At 38.4% G+C, this 18,560-nt stretch carries 19 protein-coding genes, 1 pseudogene and 1 other annotated feature; of the genes and pseudogenes, 8 read left to right on the plus strand and 12 right to left on the minus strand.

Translation table 11 applies throughout. The annotated features are described in order from the left end of the window. Window positions 1-13 precede the first annotated feature (13 nt). From tnpB (CDO33_RS13155) to argS (CDO33_RS13165), 3 genes and pseudogenes are all read right to left on the minus strand, one after another. Window positions 14-370, minus strand: a complete 357-nt coding sequence (tnpB, locus tag CDO33_RS13155; protein ID WP_103083353.1) for an IS66 family insertion sequence element accessory protein TnpB — start codon at window positions 368-370, stop codon at window positions 14-16. Then, entirely contained in the window at window positions 364-711 is a 348-nt protein-coding gene (tnpA, locus tag CDO33_RS13160; protein WP_103083352.1) for an IS66 family insertion sequence element accessory protein TnpA, read from the minus strand. The genes tnpB (CDO33_RS13155) and tnpA (CDO33_RS13160) overlap by 7 nt, the downstream gene beginning before the upstream one ends. Before the next feature lie 116 nt (window positions 712-827). Continuing rightward, window positions 828-1,964, minus strand: a pseudogene (gene argS, locus CDO33_RS13165) (arginine--tRNA ligase); the annotation flags it as partial. A gap of 113 nt (window positions 1,965-2,077) precedes the next feature. On the opposite strand from argS (CDO33_RS13165), the gene CDO33_RS13170 reads away from it, so the two are divergent. Continuing rightward, window positions 2,078-3,394, plus strand: coding sequence for an IS701 family transposase (locus CDO33_RS13170; RefSeq protein ID WP_103083145.1), 1,317 nt, complete (start codon window positions 2,078-2,080; stop codon window positions 3,392-3,394). Between the two features lie 38 nt (window positions 3,395-3,432). Here CDO33_RS13170 and argS (CDO33_RS21595) read toward each other — a convergent pair whose 3' ends face one another. The 4 genes from argS (CDO33_RS21595) to CDO33_RS13185 form a co-directional block, all read right to left on the minus strand. Next, window positions 3,433-3,903, minus strand: a complete 471-nt coding sequence (gene argS, locus CDO33_RS21595; protein WP_338053226.1) for an arginine--tRNA ligase domain-containing protein — start codon at window positions 3,901-3,903, stop codon at window positions 3,433-3,435. After that, window positions 3,882-4,136: a hypothetical protein gene (locus tag CDO33_RS21600; protein ID WP_338053227.1), complete on the minus strand. Its 255-nt coding sequence runs from the start codon at window positions 4,134-4,136 to the stop codon at window positions 3,882-3,884. Before CDO33_RS21600 ends, argS (CDO33_RS21595) begins: the two co-directional genes overlap by 22 nt. Window positions 4,137-4,186: 50 nt before the next feature. After that, window positions 4,187-4,400, minus strand: a binding site (T-box leader). A gap of 470 nt (window positions 4,401-4,870) precedes the next feature. Then, window positions 4,871-6,136, minus strand: coding sequence for a cation:proton antiporter (locus CDO33_RS13180; protein WP_103083146.1), 1,266 nt, complete (start codon window positions 6,134-6,136; stop codon window positions 4,871-4,873). A gap of 14 nt (window positions 6,137-6,150) precedes the next feature. After that, on the minus strand, window positions 6,151-6,600 hold the full coding sequence (locus CDO33_RS13185) for a hypothetical protein (protein WP_103083147.1): 450 nt from the start codon (window positions 6,598-6,600) through the stop codon (window positions 6,151-6,153). Window positions 6,601-6,713: 113 nt separating this feature from the next. Here CDO33_RS13185 and CDO33_RS13190 point away from each other — a divergent pair, with 113 nt between their 5' ends. Next, window positions 6,714-7,616, plus strand: a complete 903-nt coding sequence (locus tag CDO33_RS13190) for a LysR family transcriptional regulator (RefSeq protein ID WP_103083148.1) — start codon at window positions 6,714-6,716, stop codon at window positions 7,614-7,616. Between the two features lie 87 nt (window positions 7,617-7,703). Beyond that, window positions 7,704-8,303, plus strand: a complete 600-nt coding sequence (gene pcp / locus CDO33_RS13195) for a pyroglutamyl-peptidase I (RefSeq protein WP_103083149.1) — start codon at window positions 7,704-7,706, stop codon at window positions 8,301-8,303. 241 nt (window positions 8,304-8,544) lie between these two features. On the opposite strand, the gene CDO33_RS13200 is transcribed toward pcp, so the two are convergent. Together CDO33_RS13200 and CDO33_RS13205 are read right to left on the minus strand one after the other, a co-directional pair. Further along, window positions 8,545-10,029 carry a helix-turn-helix transcriptional regulator gene (locus tag CDO33_RS13200; RefSeq protein ID WP_161496610.1) on the minus strand — a complete coding sequence of 495 codons (1,485 nt, stop codon included), beginning with the start codon at window positions 10,027-10,029 and terminating at the stop codon, window positions 8,545-8,547. Window positions 10,030-10,547: 518 nt separating this feature from the next. After that, the gene (locus CDO33_RS13205) at window positions 10,548-10,814 is read right to left on the minus strand and encodes a hypothetical protein (RefSeq protein WP_103083151.1); all 267 of its coding nucleotides are present in this window, start codon (window positions 10,812-10,814) and stop codon (window positions 10,548-10,550) included. A 62-nt stretch (window positions 10,815-10,876) separates the two neighbouring features. Between CDO33_RS13205 and tnpA (CDO33_RS13210) the strand changes: the two genes are divergently transcribed. From tnpA (CDO33_RS13210) to tnpC, 3 genes are all read left to right on the plus strand, one after another. Next, window positions 10,877-11,197 (plus strand): IS66 family insertion sequence element accessory protein TnpA, encoded by a 321-nt coding sequence (gene tnpA / locus CDO33_RS13210; RefSeq protein WP_028992632.1) that lies wholly within the window; start codon window positions 10,877-10,879, stop codon window positions 11,195-11,197. Beyond that, window positions 11,191-11,547 (plus strand): IS66 family insertion sequence element accessory protein TnpB, encoded by a 357-nt coding sequence (gene tnpB, locus CDO33_RS13215; protein WP_028992631.1) that lies wholly within the window; start codon window positions 11,191-11,193, stop codon window positions 11,545-11,547. Before tnpA (CDO33_RS13210) ends, tnpB (CDO33_RS13215) begins: the two co-directional genes overlap by 7 nt. Before the next feature lie 77 nt (window positions 11,548-11,624). After that, the gene (tnpC, locus tag CDO33_RS13220; protein ID WP_103089411.1) at window positions 11,625-13,196 is read left to right on the plus strand and encodes an IS66 family transposase; all 1,572 of its coding nucleotides are present in this window, start codon (window positions 11,625-11,627) and stop codon (window positions 13,194-13,196) included. Window positions 13,197-13,231: 35 nt separating this feature from the next. On the opposite strand, the gene CDO33_RS13225 is transcribed toward tnpC, so the two are convergent. Beyond that, window positions 13,232-14,164, minus strand: a complete 933-nt coding sequence (locus tag CDO33_RS13225) for a helix-turn-helix domain-containing protein (RefSeq protein WP_338053267.1) — start codon at window positions 14,162-14,164, stop codon at window positions 13,232-13,234. Window positions 14,165-14,553: 389 nt separating this feature from the next. Here CDO33_RS13225 and CDO33_RS13230 point away from each other — a divergent pair, with 389 nt between their 5' ends. Further along, a complete protein-coding gene (locus tag CDO33_RS13230; RefSeq protein WP_027621409.1) occupies window positions 14,554-15,843 on the plus strand; it encodes an IS110 family RNA-guided transposase in 1,290 nt (429 codons plus the stop codon). Between the two features lie 15 nt (window positions 15,844-15,858). After that, entirely contained in the window at window positions 15,859-16,008 is a 150-nt protein-coding gene (locus CDO33_RS20895) for a hypothetical protein (protein WP_161496677.1), read from the plus strand. A 626-nt stretch (window positions 16,009-16,634) separates the two neighbouring features. On the opposite strand, the gene CDO33_RS13235 is transcribed toward CDO33_RS20895, so the two are convergent. Then, a complete protein-coding gene (locus tag CDO33_RS13235) occupies window positions 16,635-17,663 on the minus strand; it encodes a hypothetical protein (RefSeq protein WP_103083298.1) in 1,029 nt (342 codons plus the stop codon). A gap of 384 nt (window positions 17,664-18,047) precedes the next feature. Next, complete coding sequence (locus CDO33_RS13240; protein WP_103083297.1) at window positions 18,048-18,554, minus strand: hypothetical protein; 507 nt, start codon at window positions 18,552-18,554, stop codon at window positions 18,048-18,050. Window positions 18,555-18,560 lie beyond the last annotated feature (6 nt).

Consider the following 18,560-nt stretch of genomic DNA (forward strand, 5'->3'; position numbering starts at 1 on the left):
ACGCACTTTTTTATCAGTAGATTTCGCCTGTTCTTGCTTTTCGTATTGCTTTGGGTTGATCTATCGTCAGACCCTCCATCAGCCACCGGAATTCCTGCTGGGTAAGCCGTCTTGCTTGCTCCGGTGTACGGGGCCATTTAAAGTTCCCATTCTCAAGACGCTTATATAGCAGTACAAAACCGTCTCCTTCCCAGAAGAGAGCTTTGAGACGATCACGACGTCTCCCACAGAAGAGGAACAGGCTCGGAGAAAAGGGATCCATGCCAAATGTCTCTTTGATAATAGCCGCTAATCCATCAATTGACTTTCTCATGTCTGAGTACCCGCAGACAATGTAGATATCTTCTGCCCTTGTAATATCGCCTAACATATGCTTTTCAATGCCGACAGAACTGCCTCGATGGTTTCTCTGGAAGTTCCGTCATGTATATCAACACAAAAAGAAGGCAAGTGGATTGTGACTGCTGCAGATACCTTTGTCTGGTGAAATGGTACTGGGACAATTTCTTGTTCCGGTTTCTGAGGTACAAGTGATCCGGTCTCACACGCCAAGGTGCGGATTCTTCGCAGCCAGTAGTAGTACGATTTAATTTTTACATTGTTCTGGCTGCACCAACTGACAACTGTCATTCCACTGGTTTGGCAGGCTTGGATAATCTTGCTCCACTGCTTGAGTCGGAATTCAGTTTTGGCATTTGTGATTTTATCCATATTGAGATAGCCTCCTTAGAGATTCTAGACTTTTTAGTCAGAGTCGAAAAACTCGAAAAAGTCTAAAAACTTTTGGATGGATTATCTCATATGGACGGATAAACTTCTATGCGCACTTATATTAAGCGCTTACCTTCTATTCCCAATAAATCCAAACAAGTTACTAAGACATCTCTTGTCAGCGAAATGAGCTTAAGCCATGATTTCTGCTTTAATGTATCTTTCTCAGAAATAATTTTTGTTTCATGATAAAACCTGTTAAATTCATTTGACAATTCAAAAACAAACTGGCAAATTTTATGGGGAGAATAATCAGCGAAGCTGTCTGCAATAACTTTATTAAATTGAGTTATTTTAAGCATCAAATTACGCTCACTTTCACCGTTAGGCAGTTGCAAGGAAGCTGTTTCCGCCCTATACCCGGGATTAACTTCCGTAAACTTATTGAGTATAGATTTTATTCTTACTATGGTATATATAATATATGGTCCCGTATTTCCCTCTGTAGCCGTAAACCTATCCACATCAAATATATAATCTTTTGAAATCTGATTGGATAAATCACTATATTTTATAGCTGCTATTCCCACTTTTCTGGCGATTTCTTTTGCTTCGTCCTGTGGTATCTCTTTATTTTCTTTAACTCTTTGATAAACCCTATCAACTGCCTCCTTTATAAGGCATTCTAAACGCATTACTCCCCCATCACGAGTTTTAAATGGTTTACCGTCATTACCATTCATTGTGCCAAACCCTAGAAAAGTCAGCTTGGTAGTCGGAGGAACAAAATCTGCTTTCTTAGCACACCTGAATATCTGTTCAAAGTGTAGTTCCTGTCTTTTATCAACAATATATATAATCTCATCAGGATTATATAATTCAATCCTTTCAACGATTGTTGCCAAATCAGTTGTACTATATAAGGTTGCACCATCAGATTTCACTAAAATACATGGAGGTACATCCATTGTATCAGAATTATCTTTTACATCCACCACAAGAGCTCCATGGCTAAGATATGCTAAACCCTTACTCTTCAAATCTTCTATCATTTTAGGAATGTAACGCTGGACATCGCTTTCTTTCTTCCATAAATCAAAATATACATTCAGGTTTGCATAGTTTTTCCTTAAGTCCTCTATTGACACATTCAGAATATGCTGCCATAGTGCTACATAACCCCGGTGACCATTTTGGAACAAATACGTTGCTTGTTTTGCCTCCTCCATAAAATCAGGGTTGCTCTTGGCATAATTACTCGCTGCAGGATAATACTACAATGTTGATTTACCAAAGCCCCTACCTTGCATTTCCAATGAAATAGGCCTCAAACCTATGTAAAATAGGAGGCAAGGGGGTCATAAAAATGAGTAACGCTACAATAAAGAAAATAGCACCTTTTGCACTACCAAAACTACAAAAGTACCTTGATAAGTTCAAGAACATTTTCCGCCGCAGTGATACGATGAATGCTGCAGAACGCTACATGACCGGGCTTTTGAGCGATATTCCCTACAAGAACTGCGGAATGATGGCCGAATACATGGAAGGCACATCAGCCCAGTCCTTGCAGGATTTCCTGACAAACAGCTCATGGGATTATGAGCAGCTAAACCGTCAGCGAGTAGAGCATTTGCTGGAGAACGCAGTTTCTTCTGACGGAGCCCTTGTTTTTGATGACACTGGTTTCGAGAAGAAAGGTAACTGCTCTGTAGGAGTAGCCCGCCAATATTCCGGCACTCTTGGAAAAGTAGGTAACTGCCAGATCGCTGTGAGCTGTCAGTATTCCGATATCAAATACACTTGGCCGGTCAATGCAAGGCTTTATTTGCCTGAGAACTGGACTTCCGATCCAGAGAGGTTGAAGAAGGCAAAAGTCCCTGAAAATATAACTTTTAAAACAAAGCCTCAAATTGCTTTGGAGCTTTTAGACCAGGCCAATAGTATGGGAATCAAGCACAATATCATTCTGGGTGACAGCTTTTATGGTCGGGACAACACCTTCATTGAAGGTCTTGAAGCCCGAGGTGAAACCTATGCGTTGTCTGTGCCTTGTGATTTTACGGTACGGTTTGAGCAGGATATTAAAACTTTCGTACCTCCTGCTAAAGCACAAACCAATCGGACTGGTCGTCCAAGAACCAAGCCTGAGTCTATTCCGCTACCACCTCAATACCGGGTTGACTGGCTTATTGACAAAATACCTCAAGATTACTGGAAAGTAATCTCCTGGAGGGATGGCAGCAAGGGAGAACTAAAAAAACAGTTTGCCTTCATCAGGGTTTGTTGGTCCACACAGACTAAGCTTGGGAAACCAGGGTGGCTTGTGTTTGAACGACCGGTTCCCGGGGAGGCTGGTGACACCAAGTATTACTTCAGCAACCTTCCGATAGATACTCCGGATGTTAGGATTGTAGAATACGTCCACAGAAGGTATACCATCGACAGGTTCTATCAGGATGCGAAGGACGAACTTGGGCTTGACCAGTACGAAGGTCGCATGTGGCACGGTTTTCACAGACATTTTGTCATGGTAATGCTGGCATACTCCTGGCTTACCTTGCAACGGCGGGTTAAGAACGAGTCAATCAAGCAATATGAAGTTTTGGTAGACAGACCTTGTGTTACATCACCGTCTTTCAGCATCAGGGAAGTTTTTTCCCCTGAAGCACTATTTACTTGAAAGTATGTCTTCTGTAAGGAAGCGCATACTTGATAAACTTAATGCGTTTTATATTTTGTGGGTTTCACAACCCAGACAGAGGAGGATTCTTTTCCTGCCTCTGCGTACTTAACATAGTAGTAATAAATTTCTTCAAGTTCAGTTATATTAAAGGGAGCTTCCATCGGGTATTCGCCTTTATAGCTCTCATCGAAATAGATTAAATCAGGGCTACGACGTTTTAATTCTGCAATTATCAAGCCTATTTGCAAGCCCCAATCACCCAAATGAACATCTCCTAACATTTTATACCCTAAAAACCTACCAATACGTTTAATGCTCTCACCAATAATTGCTGTTCTCAAATGTTCTACATGAAGTGGCTTTGCGACATTGGGACCACCATAATCCACAATAATTGTTTTGCTAGCTCCAATTTCTTCACAGCCGAACTTGTCAGCCTCGCTCATGGCGTTTAAATAGCTGACAATAAAGTGATCCTCCAGCGTTATGTTAATAAATCCAGGCATAACACATGATACTTCCTTAAAATCAGGATGTTTTTTAATATGTCTGTTATTTCAGTAGCAATGGCGATAGGAGTTTTTCCATACTTCTTAGCAGCTATCAGAGCACCATTACATTGAAATTGGCATAAATCCGGTCTATTTGACAACGTAACCAGCCCATATTCCGGAGAATAGTTGCACTGAGCAAATGCACTCTTTACTACATCAGTAATAAGCTCAACCAATGTTTTCATAAAACATTACCTCCATGCAAAATACTATAAAAAAAACCGTCTCTTATCAGATAAGAGACGGTTAAATCCCGCGGTACCACTCTAGTTGATTGTAATCACAATCCACTCATAACTTTAACGCAGTCAACGTCACACCCTTACACATAATGCTCGGGTAGCTTCTCCGAGGCCCTTTTCTCCAAATAATATCTTACAGGACTCCCACCATACTCCTGCTCGCTGCCAGAAATCTTATAAGGATACTTCCCTCTTCATAGAATTTGCATTTTTTAACATTATATATTCACAACGGTATCTAAGTCAAGTTCAAAAACATGGCGGTGTCAAGAATTTTTCGCACATTTAGAGGCGATTCTAAATTTTAACGAATGGTGCCATCGAATAATAAAGCATCTTGTTGAACAATGCCTATGTTATTTCTTAATGAGCGCAAAGAGATTTCCTCAATATTAATTCCATTACTTCATACGCCGGTTACTGACTATGTGGCTGCCCTATCTCTACCACTGCAGGGCTTTCACCTGTTAGCATTTGCCAGCTTCGCTGGACGCACACATCAATACCACACACTCCATTTCTGCACATTAATCTCATATAACCTTATGTTCCAACCTCACAATAACAAATCTAATACAAACAAAAATCAGAAAAAAGTATTAAGTAAATACGCTAAGGAGAATGGCATGCAGTTGCTCTTTTTTAGTTATTTCATTGAGCTTATTTTGAGCTTATTTTCAACATGCTCTGACTTCCTGAGGTTTTTCCATGCTTTGTTCAACTTTCTCTTTTTCAGGAGCCGTCTTATCCATTTTTATTGCTCCGGAACGGATCAAGGCAATCTTTGCGCATACAGGACCGATTAACTCATACAATACCGAAGATGACAAAATAATTGTCAGAAGCATATTTCCCATAGAAGCGGATAAAATTCTTTTGCCCAAAAAAGCGAGTCCAATAGCTACCCCTGCTTGAGGAATCAAAGCTAATCCTAAATAATTCTTTACTTCCTTTGTGGTTTTTGCTATGATGCATCCCAAGTAAGCACCTAAATATTTTCCTGCAATCCGTATTAAAAAATAGGATATGCCTATTACTCCCATGGTACTGAATGAGCTGATATCCAAATTCATGCCTGATACGACAAAGAATATTGACATAATAGGTGGAGTGAACCTATCAACCTGTTTATATAATTCCTTGTCTTTAGTCATGTTGATATAGGTGGTGCCAAACAGCATACAAGAAAGTAAGGGAGAAATATCCACCGCAGCGCATAAACCTGCAATTCCAAGAAGAAGTGATATAGTTAATATTAGTCGATTATCCTCGCTCCGTTTTGGAGTCATTAGCTTGCTTAGGATTGCTCCGCTCACAAGCCCGATTACCAAAGCACCAATATTATATACTATGGGCATAATGATTTCAGAAGTAGAAATATTTGCTCCGACATTAGCATTGACAAAAGCGGAAGCTATGCTGAAAGCAATAAGACATATAGCATCGTCAAATACGACTACCTGCAATAAAGTATTCACAAAATTACCACGTGCATGATACTGCCGAATTGTGACCATTGTGCTTGCCGGTGCAGTCGCCGTTGCAATTGCTCCCAAAAGCAGACAAAAACTCCAACTCAAATGAAATATGTAATGTACAGAAAAAGTTACAAATAACCCAGCTAACAAAGATTCAAATAAAGTAATCACAATAACACCAAATCCCGTTTCTTGAAAATTTTCTTTCTTGAAAAAGCGTCCGACGCCAAACGCAATGAAAGCTAAAGCGATGTCGCTGATAAACCCCATGTTGTCAACCATTTCACGTGGAATCAAATTCAGAACATATGGCCCTATCAGGATACCGGAAATAATATAACCAGTTACATTAGGCAGTTTTGCCAGCTTGGTAATACGAGTAAGTAAAAATCCGGCAAGCAAAATTACTGATAAAGATAAAAGAACAATAGTTGTGTAATTCAAATGATTTAAAAAGTTACCCATTAATTAACGCTCCTTTACAGCACTATATTTTCAAATGCGGCTAAAAACAAGCATGTTAAAGTCCAATATGCTGATGAGACCAAACAGTTAAAAAGATAAAAGAGTTTTAACAAACTTCGGTCGTCACGAAAGCGAAGCATATCAAATTTCCCCAACATAATCAGGACAAGGATTGCACTAATTGTTATTTTTATTGAAAGCAGATGTACGCTATGAATTACCAAATCTGCTGAAAAACAAATTGGTAGACAGAAAAACATAAGTGCAATATTTGCTAAGAGAACTCCTATCCATCCTGACTGTTCCTTTCCGAATTTAACAATTCTTTTGTAATGCGAATCATGATCGGACAAATTTTGTGTTGACAACTGAAAGTGCTGATTAAAATAATGTGAAGAATTAGGTAGTGGTTTAATTAAATTGAAAATAAGAACATGCCATACAAATACAAGTTTTGGCTTCACTATCATTGCCTCCTTTCCTGATTTATGATATCATTATACTCGTGGATTTCATAAAGTAAATTTATAATATTTTAATATATTATAAGGAAATGTTATAATTGGAGATGGACAATATGATTGACGTCAGACTTTATACCTTATTAGCAGTAGTTGAATTTAACAGTTATACACGTGCGGCAGAACATCTTTCTTTGACACAGCCGGCCATAACTCAACATATAAAACAATTGGAGAAGGAACTGAATATCAAAATTTTCAGACGTGTTGGAAAAGAGATTATTCCGACAAATGAAGGAAATGTCGTTATTCAATATGCCCGTAGAAATATTGCCTTATACGAGAGGATGAAGCAGAATATTCTGGATATACAACGCCATGTAAGACGGCTTACGGTTGGAATTACTCACACTGCTGAAAGTAATGCTGTAGCAGAAGTATTGGGAAGGTACAGTTCCAAAAATCCGGGCACAACCATAACAATAATTTCTGATTCTATAAATAATCTTTATAGTATGCTTAAAAATTACGAGATAGATTTAGCTGTCGTTGAAGGAAAAATTCAAGATTCCAGCATTAATTCACTTCTGCTTGACACAGATTCATTAATGTTGGTAGTGTCCAACAATAACCCTTTGGCCAAAAAAAGTATGGTGACCATAAACGAACTAAAAAAACAGCCTTTAATCCTTCGCAGACCATCGTCAGGGACAAGAAACTTGTTTGCCGCTCATTTGGAAAGTAACAACATGTCGCTTAATGATTTTAATGTCATTTTAGAAGTTGACAATATCGCTACAATTAAAGATCTAATACGGCGTGACATAGGGGTTTCTATCCTTGCTCGTAGCGCATGTCTTGACGAAATAAAGAAACGGAAGATTACTGTATTACCGATAGAGAATCTCAGCATGATTCGTGAAATCAATATTCTATATCACAATGACTTTAAGCATGTGGATATTTTGGAAAGTATTATGAAGGAATACAATAAGGTGGCAAAATTTTACGCATCATAGGCCGAGATTTATATGGAACTTTATATATTGTAAAAAGCAAGAGTACTGACCTAAAAAGCGAGAGTGTAAAAGGAGATGTAATAGATAATGAAGATATTAATAACAGCATTTGAGCCATTTGGCGGAGAAAAAGTCAACCCTGCTTTGGAAGCTATGAAGCTATTGCCAGATAAGATCGGTAATTTTCAGATACTAAAATTGGAACTGCCGACAATTTTTTATAAATCTATCGAGAAGGTTTGGCAGTATATAGATGAGTATAAACCCGATGCAGTCATTTCTTTAGGTCAGGCGGGTGGACGGGCCTGTATATCCATAGAAAGAGTTGCTATCAATGTTGATGATGCATCAATAGCTGATAATGATGGCAATTTACCTATAGACCAGCCTATCTTTGAAGATGGTGAGAATGCTTACTTTTCAAACCTTCCCATCAAGAACATGGTGGAAGCAATAAAGAAAGCTGGGATTCCTGCCAGGATTTCAAACACTGCAGGAACCTATGTGTGCAATCATGTAATGTATGGAGTTCTTTATAAGTTGCATAAGGAGAATCTAAATATAAAAGCCGGCTTTATTCACGTTCCTTTCATGCCTGAGCAAGTGGTTGACAAGCCTGAAAAACCCAGCATGTCCCTTGAAAATATAGTTAAGGCAATTGAAGTCGCCTGCAACGTTTTGGCATAATATGGTATTTAATAAGCGCTATATAATCTGTTATCTCAACCTATCTCTTTCAGCACAGTTGATATGTTTCAATGACAATAAAAATAAGGGCCTCCTGACACTATCTCCTTAGGCAAAACTGCCAGGAGAAAAAGCAATGTCCGGAAGCCCTTGATTTATAAGCTTTCTGAGCTTTTTATTTTCCTTTCTTGACATCATACTATCGTCTCCACATGTTATGAGAATGCATCTATCATGCTTTTTACAGCTCGACACTAAACATATAAGCGGTGCTGTAATTATCGTACCCATCAAGAAATACTTCCGCTGTCCAGTATTTATCCGGATACGGAATGTTCACATCCTGACCAAGTATAATGTTTCGAGTGATATCATACATGGCATCACAGTCATATCCTTCTTTTTCATGCATTGCTTCTATATTACCCGAAAAAACAGCAAATGCAAACTGTGAAATGTATGGCGGTCCTGCGACAAAATTGCTTTCAGTTCTTTGCGGTGTAAAATCAAAGTAAACAAAACCTTCAGGTACAGGAGTGTCAGCCTTCATAAAACGCCCCCAGAAGCCGTGCCATCGTTCAACATCTACTCCTCTGCCATAATGGTGCTGAAATAATACATCATAGTCAAAACCTGATTTGTATTCACTCATGGTATCCAGTATACTAAAAAGATTCTTAAGGCCCTCTACAGTATCCAGCCCGTCACCTTCACAGCTTTCTTTCCCTATAAACCGCATTGCGGGCATTTTCATATATTCAAATTTCTCAATCTTAAAATCTTTCTTTTGCTTTTCAACCATATCAGGCATAAAAAGTGTCCATTGTACTCTTGCATCGCAATCTTTTAACAAATTTACATAACCGAAAATATCAACGCTGTCTGTTCCTGTTGGACCTGTTTTACCTCCTGCAATTTGCTCACGTATCTTACGATCACGCATGACAGAGAAATCAGTAAACATTTTTGTTATCACATTTCGAAGATCATTATATTCAGTTTTGCCCGACAATTCGTTATCGAATCTGTCTAACGCATTGAAAACAGCTCCATTTACTATCCCGGAAGACTCAATTTCTTTCAAATATGCCCTGAGTTGTGCATTCTGACCCCTGAATCGTGCAAGTATTCCCTGCATAAAGATTTGCTCATTCTCCACAAGCTTATCATCCGTCCATTCAGAATCGTCAAGAATCCATTCGGTCAGAGCATCAAAAACATTCGGATTATGTACTCTTGCCTCAATCGCCCAGTTTACAATTCTTTGATACTTATCAATGTCAGACAACAATTCGTCTTTTTGATTTATAAAATCACTCCAATAAAATTCATCAACTAATGAACGGGACATATCAAAACCTCCTTGTACGGTTATATTTATTTTCAGAGGATGGAACATTCTGATTTTATCAGCTTGCACCTTTGATGGCGGGAAACCATGAAACCGTGCAAACGCTTTTGAAAAGCTTTCCTGAGTATCGTACTGATATTGCATTGCGACATCGATTATTTTTCTTCCTGGTTTCAGCAGTTCAAGCGCTGCTAAAGTCAACCGACGATTTCTGATATATTCGCCTACAGTTATACCAAATACAAGATGAAAAAGCAACTGAAAATGTGAGCTTGAGGTATAGGCTTGATTTGCGATTTCGTCTATTCTTATCCTGTCAGTTATATGTTCTTCAATGTATTGAATACTTTTAGACAAGCATTGTATCCAGTTCATTCCATCCATCTCCTTACAGACTATAATATATGATATTTGCATTCAAAAATCATGTTTTAAAATACGATGTTTTGTCCGAAACACAATTTCTAATCCTGTTAATTTTTTTTTACGAATAGTGAATAGATTTCTTTATACATCTATCCTGTCTCCTCAACCTCTAGCAAAAATACCCTTTATCTTAACTGTAAACTCAATCCTATCATTTTTTAAGTAGTCGGCATGTTACCGCAGAAAATAAAAAATAAGGGTTTTAAGACATTATCTTCTCAAATAGATCAACCGGGAGATGTTCAAAATTTTCTTATTTACAGTCTATTTCAATCCTTCTATTTCCCATCCTTGACATCAATACCACCGTCTCCACATGTCTCGTTCTAGGAAACGCACCTGTGTAGTATGTATGCTTTAGTCTTTCTTTGACTGACAACCCGGTATTTTAGTGATGTACATCAATTAGCTGAACGTAGACAAGTTGGAGACAGGTACAGTTTTTATTCATATTTTTATATTACATGTCAAGGTTTCCTGGAAGTAAAAACATATTCAGCCATCCATTGTGCAATTTCGTTTTCAAAAGGAAACTTATCTATGTGTGGCGCTAGAAATTCACCACAAATTTTTGTACAATAATTATCAACAAATCCTGTATTTTTACAGATTTTAAGCCATTGATTAATATCTATCAGCTCTTTTTCCACCCAAGTTTTTTCTTCATAATTCAAATCGGATAGTAATAAATTAATCCACTTTTTAGAGTTTTGTAAGCGGTAAATAATACCCACATTTAAATGCAAACAGGCTTATGAGATAATCTCTCCAGAAAATATACTGGAGGTATAACTTTATGACCAAAGCAGATCTTTATCAAAAATGGGCATCCATAATTGCAGAGTACAAATCCAGCGGACAGACGCAAACTTCATTTTGCAAATCCGCGGGGATAAGTCTTCGTCAGTTAAGCTACTGGTTGAGAAAAGAAAGACAAAACGGAATCATACAATCAGAATCTCCCAAATGGATTCCGGTAGAAGTAGATCATAAAGAGCATACAGGCAAAGGCCAATCAATCGAAATCAAATTTGGCCCAGCTGAAGTTCAAGTCAAACCAGGCTTTGACCAGAAGCATCTGTTGGATGTGCTAATGGTGCTGAGGGAATTATGCTGAGCATAGCCGGCACCGACAAGGTCTACCTTGCCTGTGGAAGTACCGACATGCGTAAGTCTATCGATGGCCTGGCTGCCATCGTCCAGCAAAGCTTCGCATTAGACCCCTTCTCGTCTTGTCTATTTGTGTTCTGCAATAAAAAACGTGATAAGCTTAAAATCCTCCAATGGGAACATAATGGTTTCTGGCTATATTACCGGAGGCTTGAAAAAGGCAAATTCCAATGGCCTAAAGAAAGTTGCGGCACTCCAATGAAGGTTGGTGTCCGTGAACTGGGTTGGCTGCTGGATGGACTATCCTTGGAGCAGAAGCAGGCACACAAAAAAGTGACAGTAAGTGCAGTAATATGAATACTTTCAAGACAAAAATATTTATATTTTTTATCATTTTCCTGGAAAAAACCGTAGAAAAATGATATAATAAAATTATGGAAAACACAGTGAAATCAACGGTTACAATAGAAAAACTCCAAACAGAAATTGAAATATTGAAGCAGGAAAAAGCCGAGCTTGAAGCAAAACTCAAATGGTTTGAAGAACAATTCCGGCTGCATCAGCATAAGCTTTTTGGGCGTTCAAGTGAAAAGACGGAAGTCCCTGAACAGCTAAATCTTTTCAACGAGGCGGAATCAGAAGCCAAGCCTGCAGTTCCCGAACCAACATTAGAGGAAATTACATATAAACGTCGTAAAAAGCAGGGGCACAGAGAAGAAATGCTTAAAGACATTCCTGTAGAGACCATAGAGTATCGCTTGCCTGAAGAAGAGCAGGTTTGTGATTGCTGTGGCGGCAAACTGCATGAAATGAGCAAGGAAGTAAGGCGGGAAATAGAAATTATTCCGGCTCAGGTGCGTGTAAAGGAACATGTGCAGTATGTATATGGCTGCCGTAATTGCGAGAAGAATGAAATATCTACACCGATAGTAACAGCCCCAATGCCAAAGCCGGCACTTCCTGGAAGCCTGGCTTCGGCATCCGCCATAGCTCATGTAATGACGGAGAAATTTGTAAAAGGGCTTCCTCTTTATCGTCAAGAGCAGGACTGGGAGAGGATGGGGATTGAAATATCCAGGCAAACCATGGCGAACTGGATGATACAAAGCTCCGACAGGTGGCTGCGGCCGATATATGAACGAATGCGGGAACACTTGCAGCAAAGGGACATCCTCCATTCCGATGATACTACCCTCCAAGTACTCAAGGAACCCGGGCGAGCCGCAGATTCAACCTCCTACATGTGGCTATACCGGACCGGCCGGGAAGGGCCTCCGATTATTCTTTATGACTACCAAACTACCAGGGCTGGCAAACATCCTAAAAAATTTCTTGAAGGATTCAAAGGTTACCTTCATACGGATGGGTATGATGGTTATAGTGGCATGCCCGGAATCATCCAGGTTGGTTGCTGGGCACATGCAAGGCGTTATTTTGTCGACGCCTTAAAAGCCATGCCTCCAAAAAAAGATGACAAGCCCACAGTAACAGAAGAAGGTTTGGCATTTTGCAATAACTTGTTTGAGATAGAAAAAATGCTTCATGATGTTACACCGGAAGAAAGATATGAGGGCCGATTGAAACACAGCCGACCAGTGCTTGATAAATTCAAGGAATGGCTCAAATACTGGAGTCCAAGAGTAACTCCCAAAAGTTCATTAGGAAAAGCAATCCAATACTGCCGGAACCAGTGGGACAAGCTGGAGGCCTTTATGCTGGACGGCAGGCTAGAGATTGATAACAACCGAAGTGAACGGTCGATAAAGCCTTTTGTAATCGGGAGGAAGAATTGGCTGTTTAGCAACACGCCTAAAGGAGCCAATGCCAGCGCAACAATTTACAGTATTGTGGAGACGGCAAAAGAGAATGGGTTGAACCCGTTTGAATATCTTACTTATCTCTTTGAACGTCTACCGAATATAAATATCAAGGATCAACATGCATTAGACACCTTGTTGCCATGGTCAGCAAATCTTCCGGGTCATTGCAAAGTGCCCAATAAATAATATATATTATGCCCCTGCTAAATCAAAGGTGGGGGCTATTTGACGCTTACAGAGTTTTCGCTCTCATGATCTTCCACAGCAGATTTTGTATAGATTGTATGACCACCATTTTTTAACACTCTGAATGCTTCCCTAAAACCATCCAGCATTTTAGTCTGCATACTCTCATAACCGGCATAGGAAAATACAACATCAACTGAATCACTTAGTATAGGCAAATTTGCCCCATCACAAGCAAGATAGACCATTTCAACATAAGGATTTTTCCATTCAGTTGAGTAATAAGCCTTATTCCATTTTAAAATCCGGTGACTTATGTCTACCATAATTACTGTTGTTGGCCAGTTTATCCTTTTTATTTGTTGCTTTATTCCTTGTCCCGTCCCACAGGCCATATCTAACATAAGTCTGGGACGAAGCTTTTCAATCTCTTTCCATATAGCATCGTCACGATCCAGACCCCTTTTATTATTTGGATTCCCATGACAATGATGCTCATGCAGGTATTCATCATAATTCCGATAACTCAGAGACCATTGCTCGCCTGAAATCTCCCTTGTCTTGAAATCAACTACCCCATCAATAACATAGTACCGATGTTTGTTTTCACATTCAAAGAAAAGTGTTTTCAGATTTTGTGTATTCAACTTAAGCATTTTTTTACATTCAGGACATATTAAAAACTTGTTTAATCTCAAAAGACTTCTGTCAATATCAGCATCATACTCAATAAAGTCATCGCTTTCTAAAATATTGTTGATGGAGGTTTTGCATATCCATGATATATTCAACAGAACTTCAATGTCTGGTAATGTAAGGCCTGTTTCCCATTTTGACACTGCTTGTGTACTTACACCTAGTATTTCAGCAAATTCCGCCTGTGAATAGCCTAAATTTTTACGCAGTCTGCTGATTCTTTTACCTACATCAATTTTGTTAATTATTGTATTCCTCCTTGTACAATTAATATTGTATTAAATCAGTGACCAAAGCCACTGTTTGACCCATCAATTTTTATAGTTAACATAACATTTTAAGCTTCATACTTTTCCAAACATCAAGCACATCATCCGGCTTCACATCTTAGCCATTATGCCAGCATCTGTTGGCCTGAACTTTGACAATCATGTATAATATTTTCCGGACTTGGAAGGTGTGTGTTTCACCTCCTGGGACGGACCTTAGCGGGCCGATTACCCGTAAAAAAGAGTATTTATCCATTCCGGTAAGTCTACATGATTTGGCTGGTTGAGGCCAGCTTAAAGCTGGTTCCTCGTGTCACATGCAAGGTTGTTTGCTTACATGGGAAGGAATGGAGACTTTTAAGTCCATTCATCTTGTAAAGGAGGCATTTTTTATGAATTTCAGACCTATGGCAGGAATCGATGTAGGTAAATTCTTTAGTGAGATGGCAATTCTTTCTCCATCCAATGAAGTAATTGCCCGCATGAAGATCCGCCATGATTCCAGTTCTGACGTTGAAAGAGCCGTTAAATTACTGAAAAAAACGGAAAAGGACTTTGATTCTAGGCCTTTCGTCGTCATGGAATCCACCGGGCACTATCACAAAATCCTTTTCCATTCACTTTGTAAAGCTGGATTTGAGGTTTCCATCATAAACCCCATCCAAACTGATTCTATCAAAAATATTGGAATCAGGAAAGTGAAAAATGATAAAGTTGATGCCCGGAAAATTGCCCTGCTATACAGATTTCAGGAGCTTAAAACTACTAATATCCCAGATGAAGATATTGAATGTCTGCGAAGCCTTTGCCGACAGTACTACAAGCTCTCTGACGAACTTACTGCCTACAAAAACAGGCTTACAGGTATTGTTGACCAACTCATGCTAAACTTCAAGGATGTATTCCCTAACATCTTTTCAAAGGCTGCTCTCGCAGTATTAGAAAAATATCCTACGCCTGTGCATATTCTTAAAGCCAACAGAAACAAGTTGATTGCACTGATACAAAAGAATTCCCGCAGAAGCCTTAAGTGGTCAACTGCAAAGTATGAGCTTTTGGTCTCCAAGGCCAGAGAATTTGCACCTTTGAGCATTAATAACTCTTCAAATATTGCCATGCTTGGGGTGTATATCTCTATGATTAAAACCTTGGAGGAAAACCTTGAGAAAGTCCTCAAAGCCATTCGTTCATTGATTGCTGAAGATATGGCAAAGGACATACCCATGCTGGCACTGACTCTCGAGCTTCTACAAAGCATTCCAGGTATAGGACTTATCTCTGCTGTTACCATTCTGGCTGAAATTGGCGACTTTTCAGCTTTTTCAAAGCCAGGCAAGCTAGTTGCTTATTTCGGCATTGACCCCTCTGTAATGCAGTCCGGAGAGTTTACCGGCACACAAAACAAGATGTCAAAAAGGGGGTCAAGGCTGCTTCGCAGGGTACTTTTCACAATTGCTCTTGCTAATATCCGCACTAAGCGTGACAAAACAGCTTGCAACCCTGTACTGATGGAATATTACAAAAACAAATGCCAGAACAAGCCTAAAAAAGTGGCCTTAGGAGCTGTTATGCGTAAGCTTGTTAATTATATTTTTGCTGTTCTTAGGGATAGAAAGCCTTATCAGCTACGTAGCCCTCAGGAACATGCGAAGAATCTTGCAGCAAAGCATACAGCAGCTTAATAGTACTGTTACTTGATGTTTAGTTTTCAAAGAGCAACTTACTATTTTGGACCAGCTATTTTATGTCTACTTCACCTGGGTGGTCTTGTTGTCATGCCTTTTTTAGCTCATGTGTTTTTTGAAAAATTCTTTTATTTTTCAAAAAAAGCTCTTGACTTTAATTAGCTGGTCTTTTTTTATTATTTTTACAATTATTTCAGAAGAAAACAATGGATTGTTAGTTTAGGGTTGCTATATAATTATCAACACGCAGTTGATATTAACTCATTATTTTTTTTACACAATATATGAACTTTTTTTACTACACAAACGTATTCAAACCACCTTTTGCGTTCTGACTTTTTCACCCTTACCGTCAACACCAAGGTTTCGATATGGCTTGAGCTGATGGAATTGATGTCTGATGGTAATCTATTATAGTATCTATTCACGGCAACATATCAATGAATTTTCCAGTCATATTTGAATTAGCCACAATTCAAGAAAACATATCATCTATCCTATTCAGGAGGGTTAAAATATAGCCACCCACCTATAATTTTCACAAGTGCTATTAAAAATTTTTTTCATACTTATCATCGCCCTTACATCTCAGTATGTATATGTACACAAAAATATTGTGGAATTTTGGCACTTCAGATTGAGTAGACAACCTGAGATATTTATGCAGCACGTTCCATACTATTTCTCCCATCTCTTTCAACCCAATACCTGAAATATTCCTACCGCCATCCCTATGCGATGAGTCAGAACGATATCCGTAAAAGTTCTTCATTTTTCAGATAGTGCCTTCATTGCCTGTAAACCGTCATTATGTTCAAATCATTATCAATTTCTACAACAAAATTACCATTTAGAATCTTTGGCTGTTCTCCATCCAGATAAACTACAAAATGGTTTGAAATTGCATATTTTCCATTCCATCGCGCATCCCAGATATTCAAACTGACCAGCGGATAATTACCCTTAAGACAAACTTCTCCTTTATTAAGAGCTGCATTAATTAATCTCTCTGTTTCTTCGTTATAGGCAGTTAGATGCATACCTATTTCAGGATTGATTATTATTTCAGAAGACGTAACAAGAACATCATCCAGTATTTCATCCGAAAAAGGTCTATCGCTAAAGCATGAGAATACAAACGAGGAGCATTTTTTAATACAGCATAAAAATACAGCACCGATTGTGTAGGAAATGATTCGGATAGGAAAATATTTGCCAGCATTAGTAATATCATTAAGCATTTTCATAAGCCTTAACTTGCCCTTTTCAGGAGCAATCTGCATCAATGCAAGCAACTCAACATAATTAGCAGTTCCTTCAATCTGCTCAACTCTTGGTTCGTAATCATACTGTCTGGGAAAAAGCTTCTTCCGAAATTTCCGTATACTTAGCAGCTCTGAAAATTTCTTTTCACTTCCTTCAAGAATCGTGCGCATCAATTCTGCCTCCTGCAGTTTTGCAGATAGATTTTCTGTAGAATAATGATATTCAAGCAATGCGCGTCTTTCATCCGGATATCTCTTTTCTCCACAATCATTTTGAAATGCATGAAACATTTCATGAACAATTGATGCTGCTAACGCATCGATGTCCGTGGGTTCTTCCGTAAGCTTCCATATAGCAATGTTCTCTCCGTTATAAAATATTGATGTATTGGCATGGAACTCTTCTGTCTTTTCTATGTACTTGCCATCAAAGAAACACTCTGTCTCATTATACAGAGCAAACCGGAACGGATGAAAGCCCTCCCACAAAGCGCTGAAATCTATAGCATCAATACGTTCCTTAATCCTGTTATATTCATGATGAAGATTCATTTTTTAATTACCTCCACTTTAAAAATCGTTGAAAGTACTTTAATGTATGGTACCACTCAAGGGTTATGTCTAATTGATAAATTTCATTTACAAATACTGTTTATTTCGGTATCAAGCAAACCATTTCGATGTAGCTTGAGTGTTAATTATTGATATCTATTATTTATAAGATGTGATCAACAAATAGCTGTAAACATCCCACCCCAACTATTGACTGCCATATCAAATACACCGTCTTCATTCGGCGCGGATGCACTTTATTAATGTCATGCATTCACTGGAACTTATTAATAACAGTGTTTTAGGGAGTTCATACTCTACGAACTCCCATACTTTTTTGCCAGTTCCTTTGTTTTGAAAATCAATATCCTTACTAAAAATAAATCATTTCCCGTGATTAATGTATTGTATTCCATTATTAGCAAGACTTTTAAATCCTGCATCCTTAAATACTTTTTTGTCACTGATACAATAAACAAAGGTTCCGTTCATTGCCATAAGGTAATACTCGTCATATTTATTTTCATATTCATAAAAAGCTTTTTCAGCATTTTCCTCTGTTAAATCATAGCAGATATCAATAAATTTATTGTCTTTCGTGGCATAAATTCTATAGCAAGAAATATCGCTATCAAAAACTGTATCATAGTATTCAATATCGTATCCCTTATCCTCAAGATTCTGAAGTAATTGCTCCTTCTGTGGAACAGCATCTTCCGGCTTAGTATCTTCAACTCCATTTGAAGTTATCTTTGCTTCAGTGTAGGAAATCCCGTAATTTCTTTCTATATTTTCTTTTCTATCATCCTTTTTTATCACTTTTACCGATACAAATATGATAGCAATAAAAGCAATTACTACAGCAGGTACAATTACAATTCTTTTATTCATATCAAA

The sequence above is a fragment of the Clostridium thermosuccinogenes genome (assembly GCF_002896855.1).
Lineage (GTDB): Bacteria > Bacillota > Clostridia > Acetivibrionales > DSM-5807 > Pseudoclostridium > Pseudoclostridium thermosuccinogenes.

Coding starts and splice junctions, on each gene's coding strand:
- tnpA (WP_103083352.1), bottom strand. CDS start 711: ATGGATAAAATCACAAATGCCAAAACTGAATTCCGACTCAAGCAGTGG.
- argS (WP_338053226.1), bottom strand. CDS start 3,903: ATGCCTGGATTTATTAACATAACGCTGGAGGATCACTTTATTGTCAGC.
- CDO33_RS21600 (WP_338053227.1), bottom strand. CDS start 4,136: ATGAAAACATTGGTTGAGCTTATTACTGATGTAGTAAAGAGTGCATTT.
- CDO33_RS13170 (WP_103083145.1), top strand. CDS start 2,078: ATGAGTAACGCTACAATAAAGAAAATAGCACCTTTTGCACTACCAAAA.
- tnpA (WP_028992632.1), top strand. CDS start 10,877: ATGACCAAAGCAGATCTTTATCAAAAATGGGCATCCATAATTGCAGAG.
- CDO33_RS13190 (WP_103083148.1), top strand. CDS start 6,714: ATGATTGACGTCAGACTTTATACCTTATTAGCAGTAGTTGAATTTAAC.
- tnpC (WP_103089411.1), top strand. CDS start 11,625: ATGGAAAACACAGTGAAATCAACGGTTACAATAGAAAAACTCCAAACA.
- tnpB (WP_028992631.1), top strand. CDS start 11,191: ATGCTGAGCATAGCCGGCACCGACAAGGTCTACCTTGCCTGTGGAAGT.
- tnpB (WP_103083353.1), bottom strand. CDS start 370: ATGTTAGGCGATATTACAAGGGCAGAAGATATCTACATTGTCTGCGGG.
- CDO33_RS13230 (WP_027621409.1), top strand. CDS start 14,554: ATGAATTTCAGACCTATGGCAGGAATCGATGTAGGTAAATTCTTTAGT.
- CDO33_RS13180 (WP_103083146.1), bottom strand. CDS start 6,136: ATGGGTAACTTTTTAAATCATTTGAATTACACAACTATTGTTCTTTTA.
- pcp (WP_103083149.1), top strand. CDS start 7,704: ATGAAGATATTAATAACAGCATTTGAGCCATTTGGCGGAGAAAAAGTC.
- CDO33_RS13200 (WP_161496610.1), bottom strand. CDS start 10,029: ATGAACTGGATACAATGCTTGTCTAAAAGTATTCAATACATTGAAGAA.
- CDO33_RS13235 (WP_103083298.1), bottom strand. CDS start 17,663: ATGAATCTTCATCATGAATATAACAGGATTAAGGAACGTATTGATGCT.
- CDO33_RS20895 (WP_161496677.1), top strand. CDS start 15,859: ATGTTTAGTTTTCAAAGAGCAACTTACTATTTTGGACCAGCTATTTTA.
- CDO33_RS13240 (WP_103083297.1), bottom strand. CDS start 18,554: ATGAATAAAAGAATTGTAATTGTACCTGCTGTAGTAATTGCTTTTATT.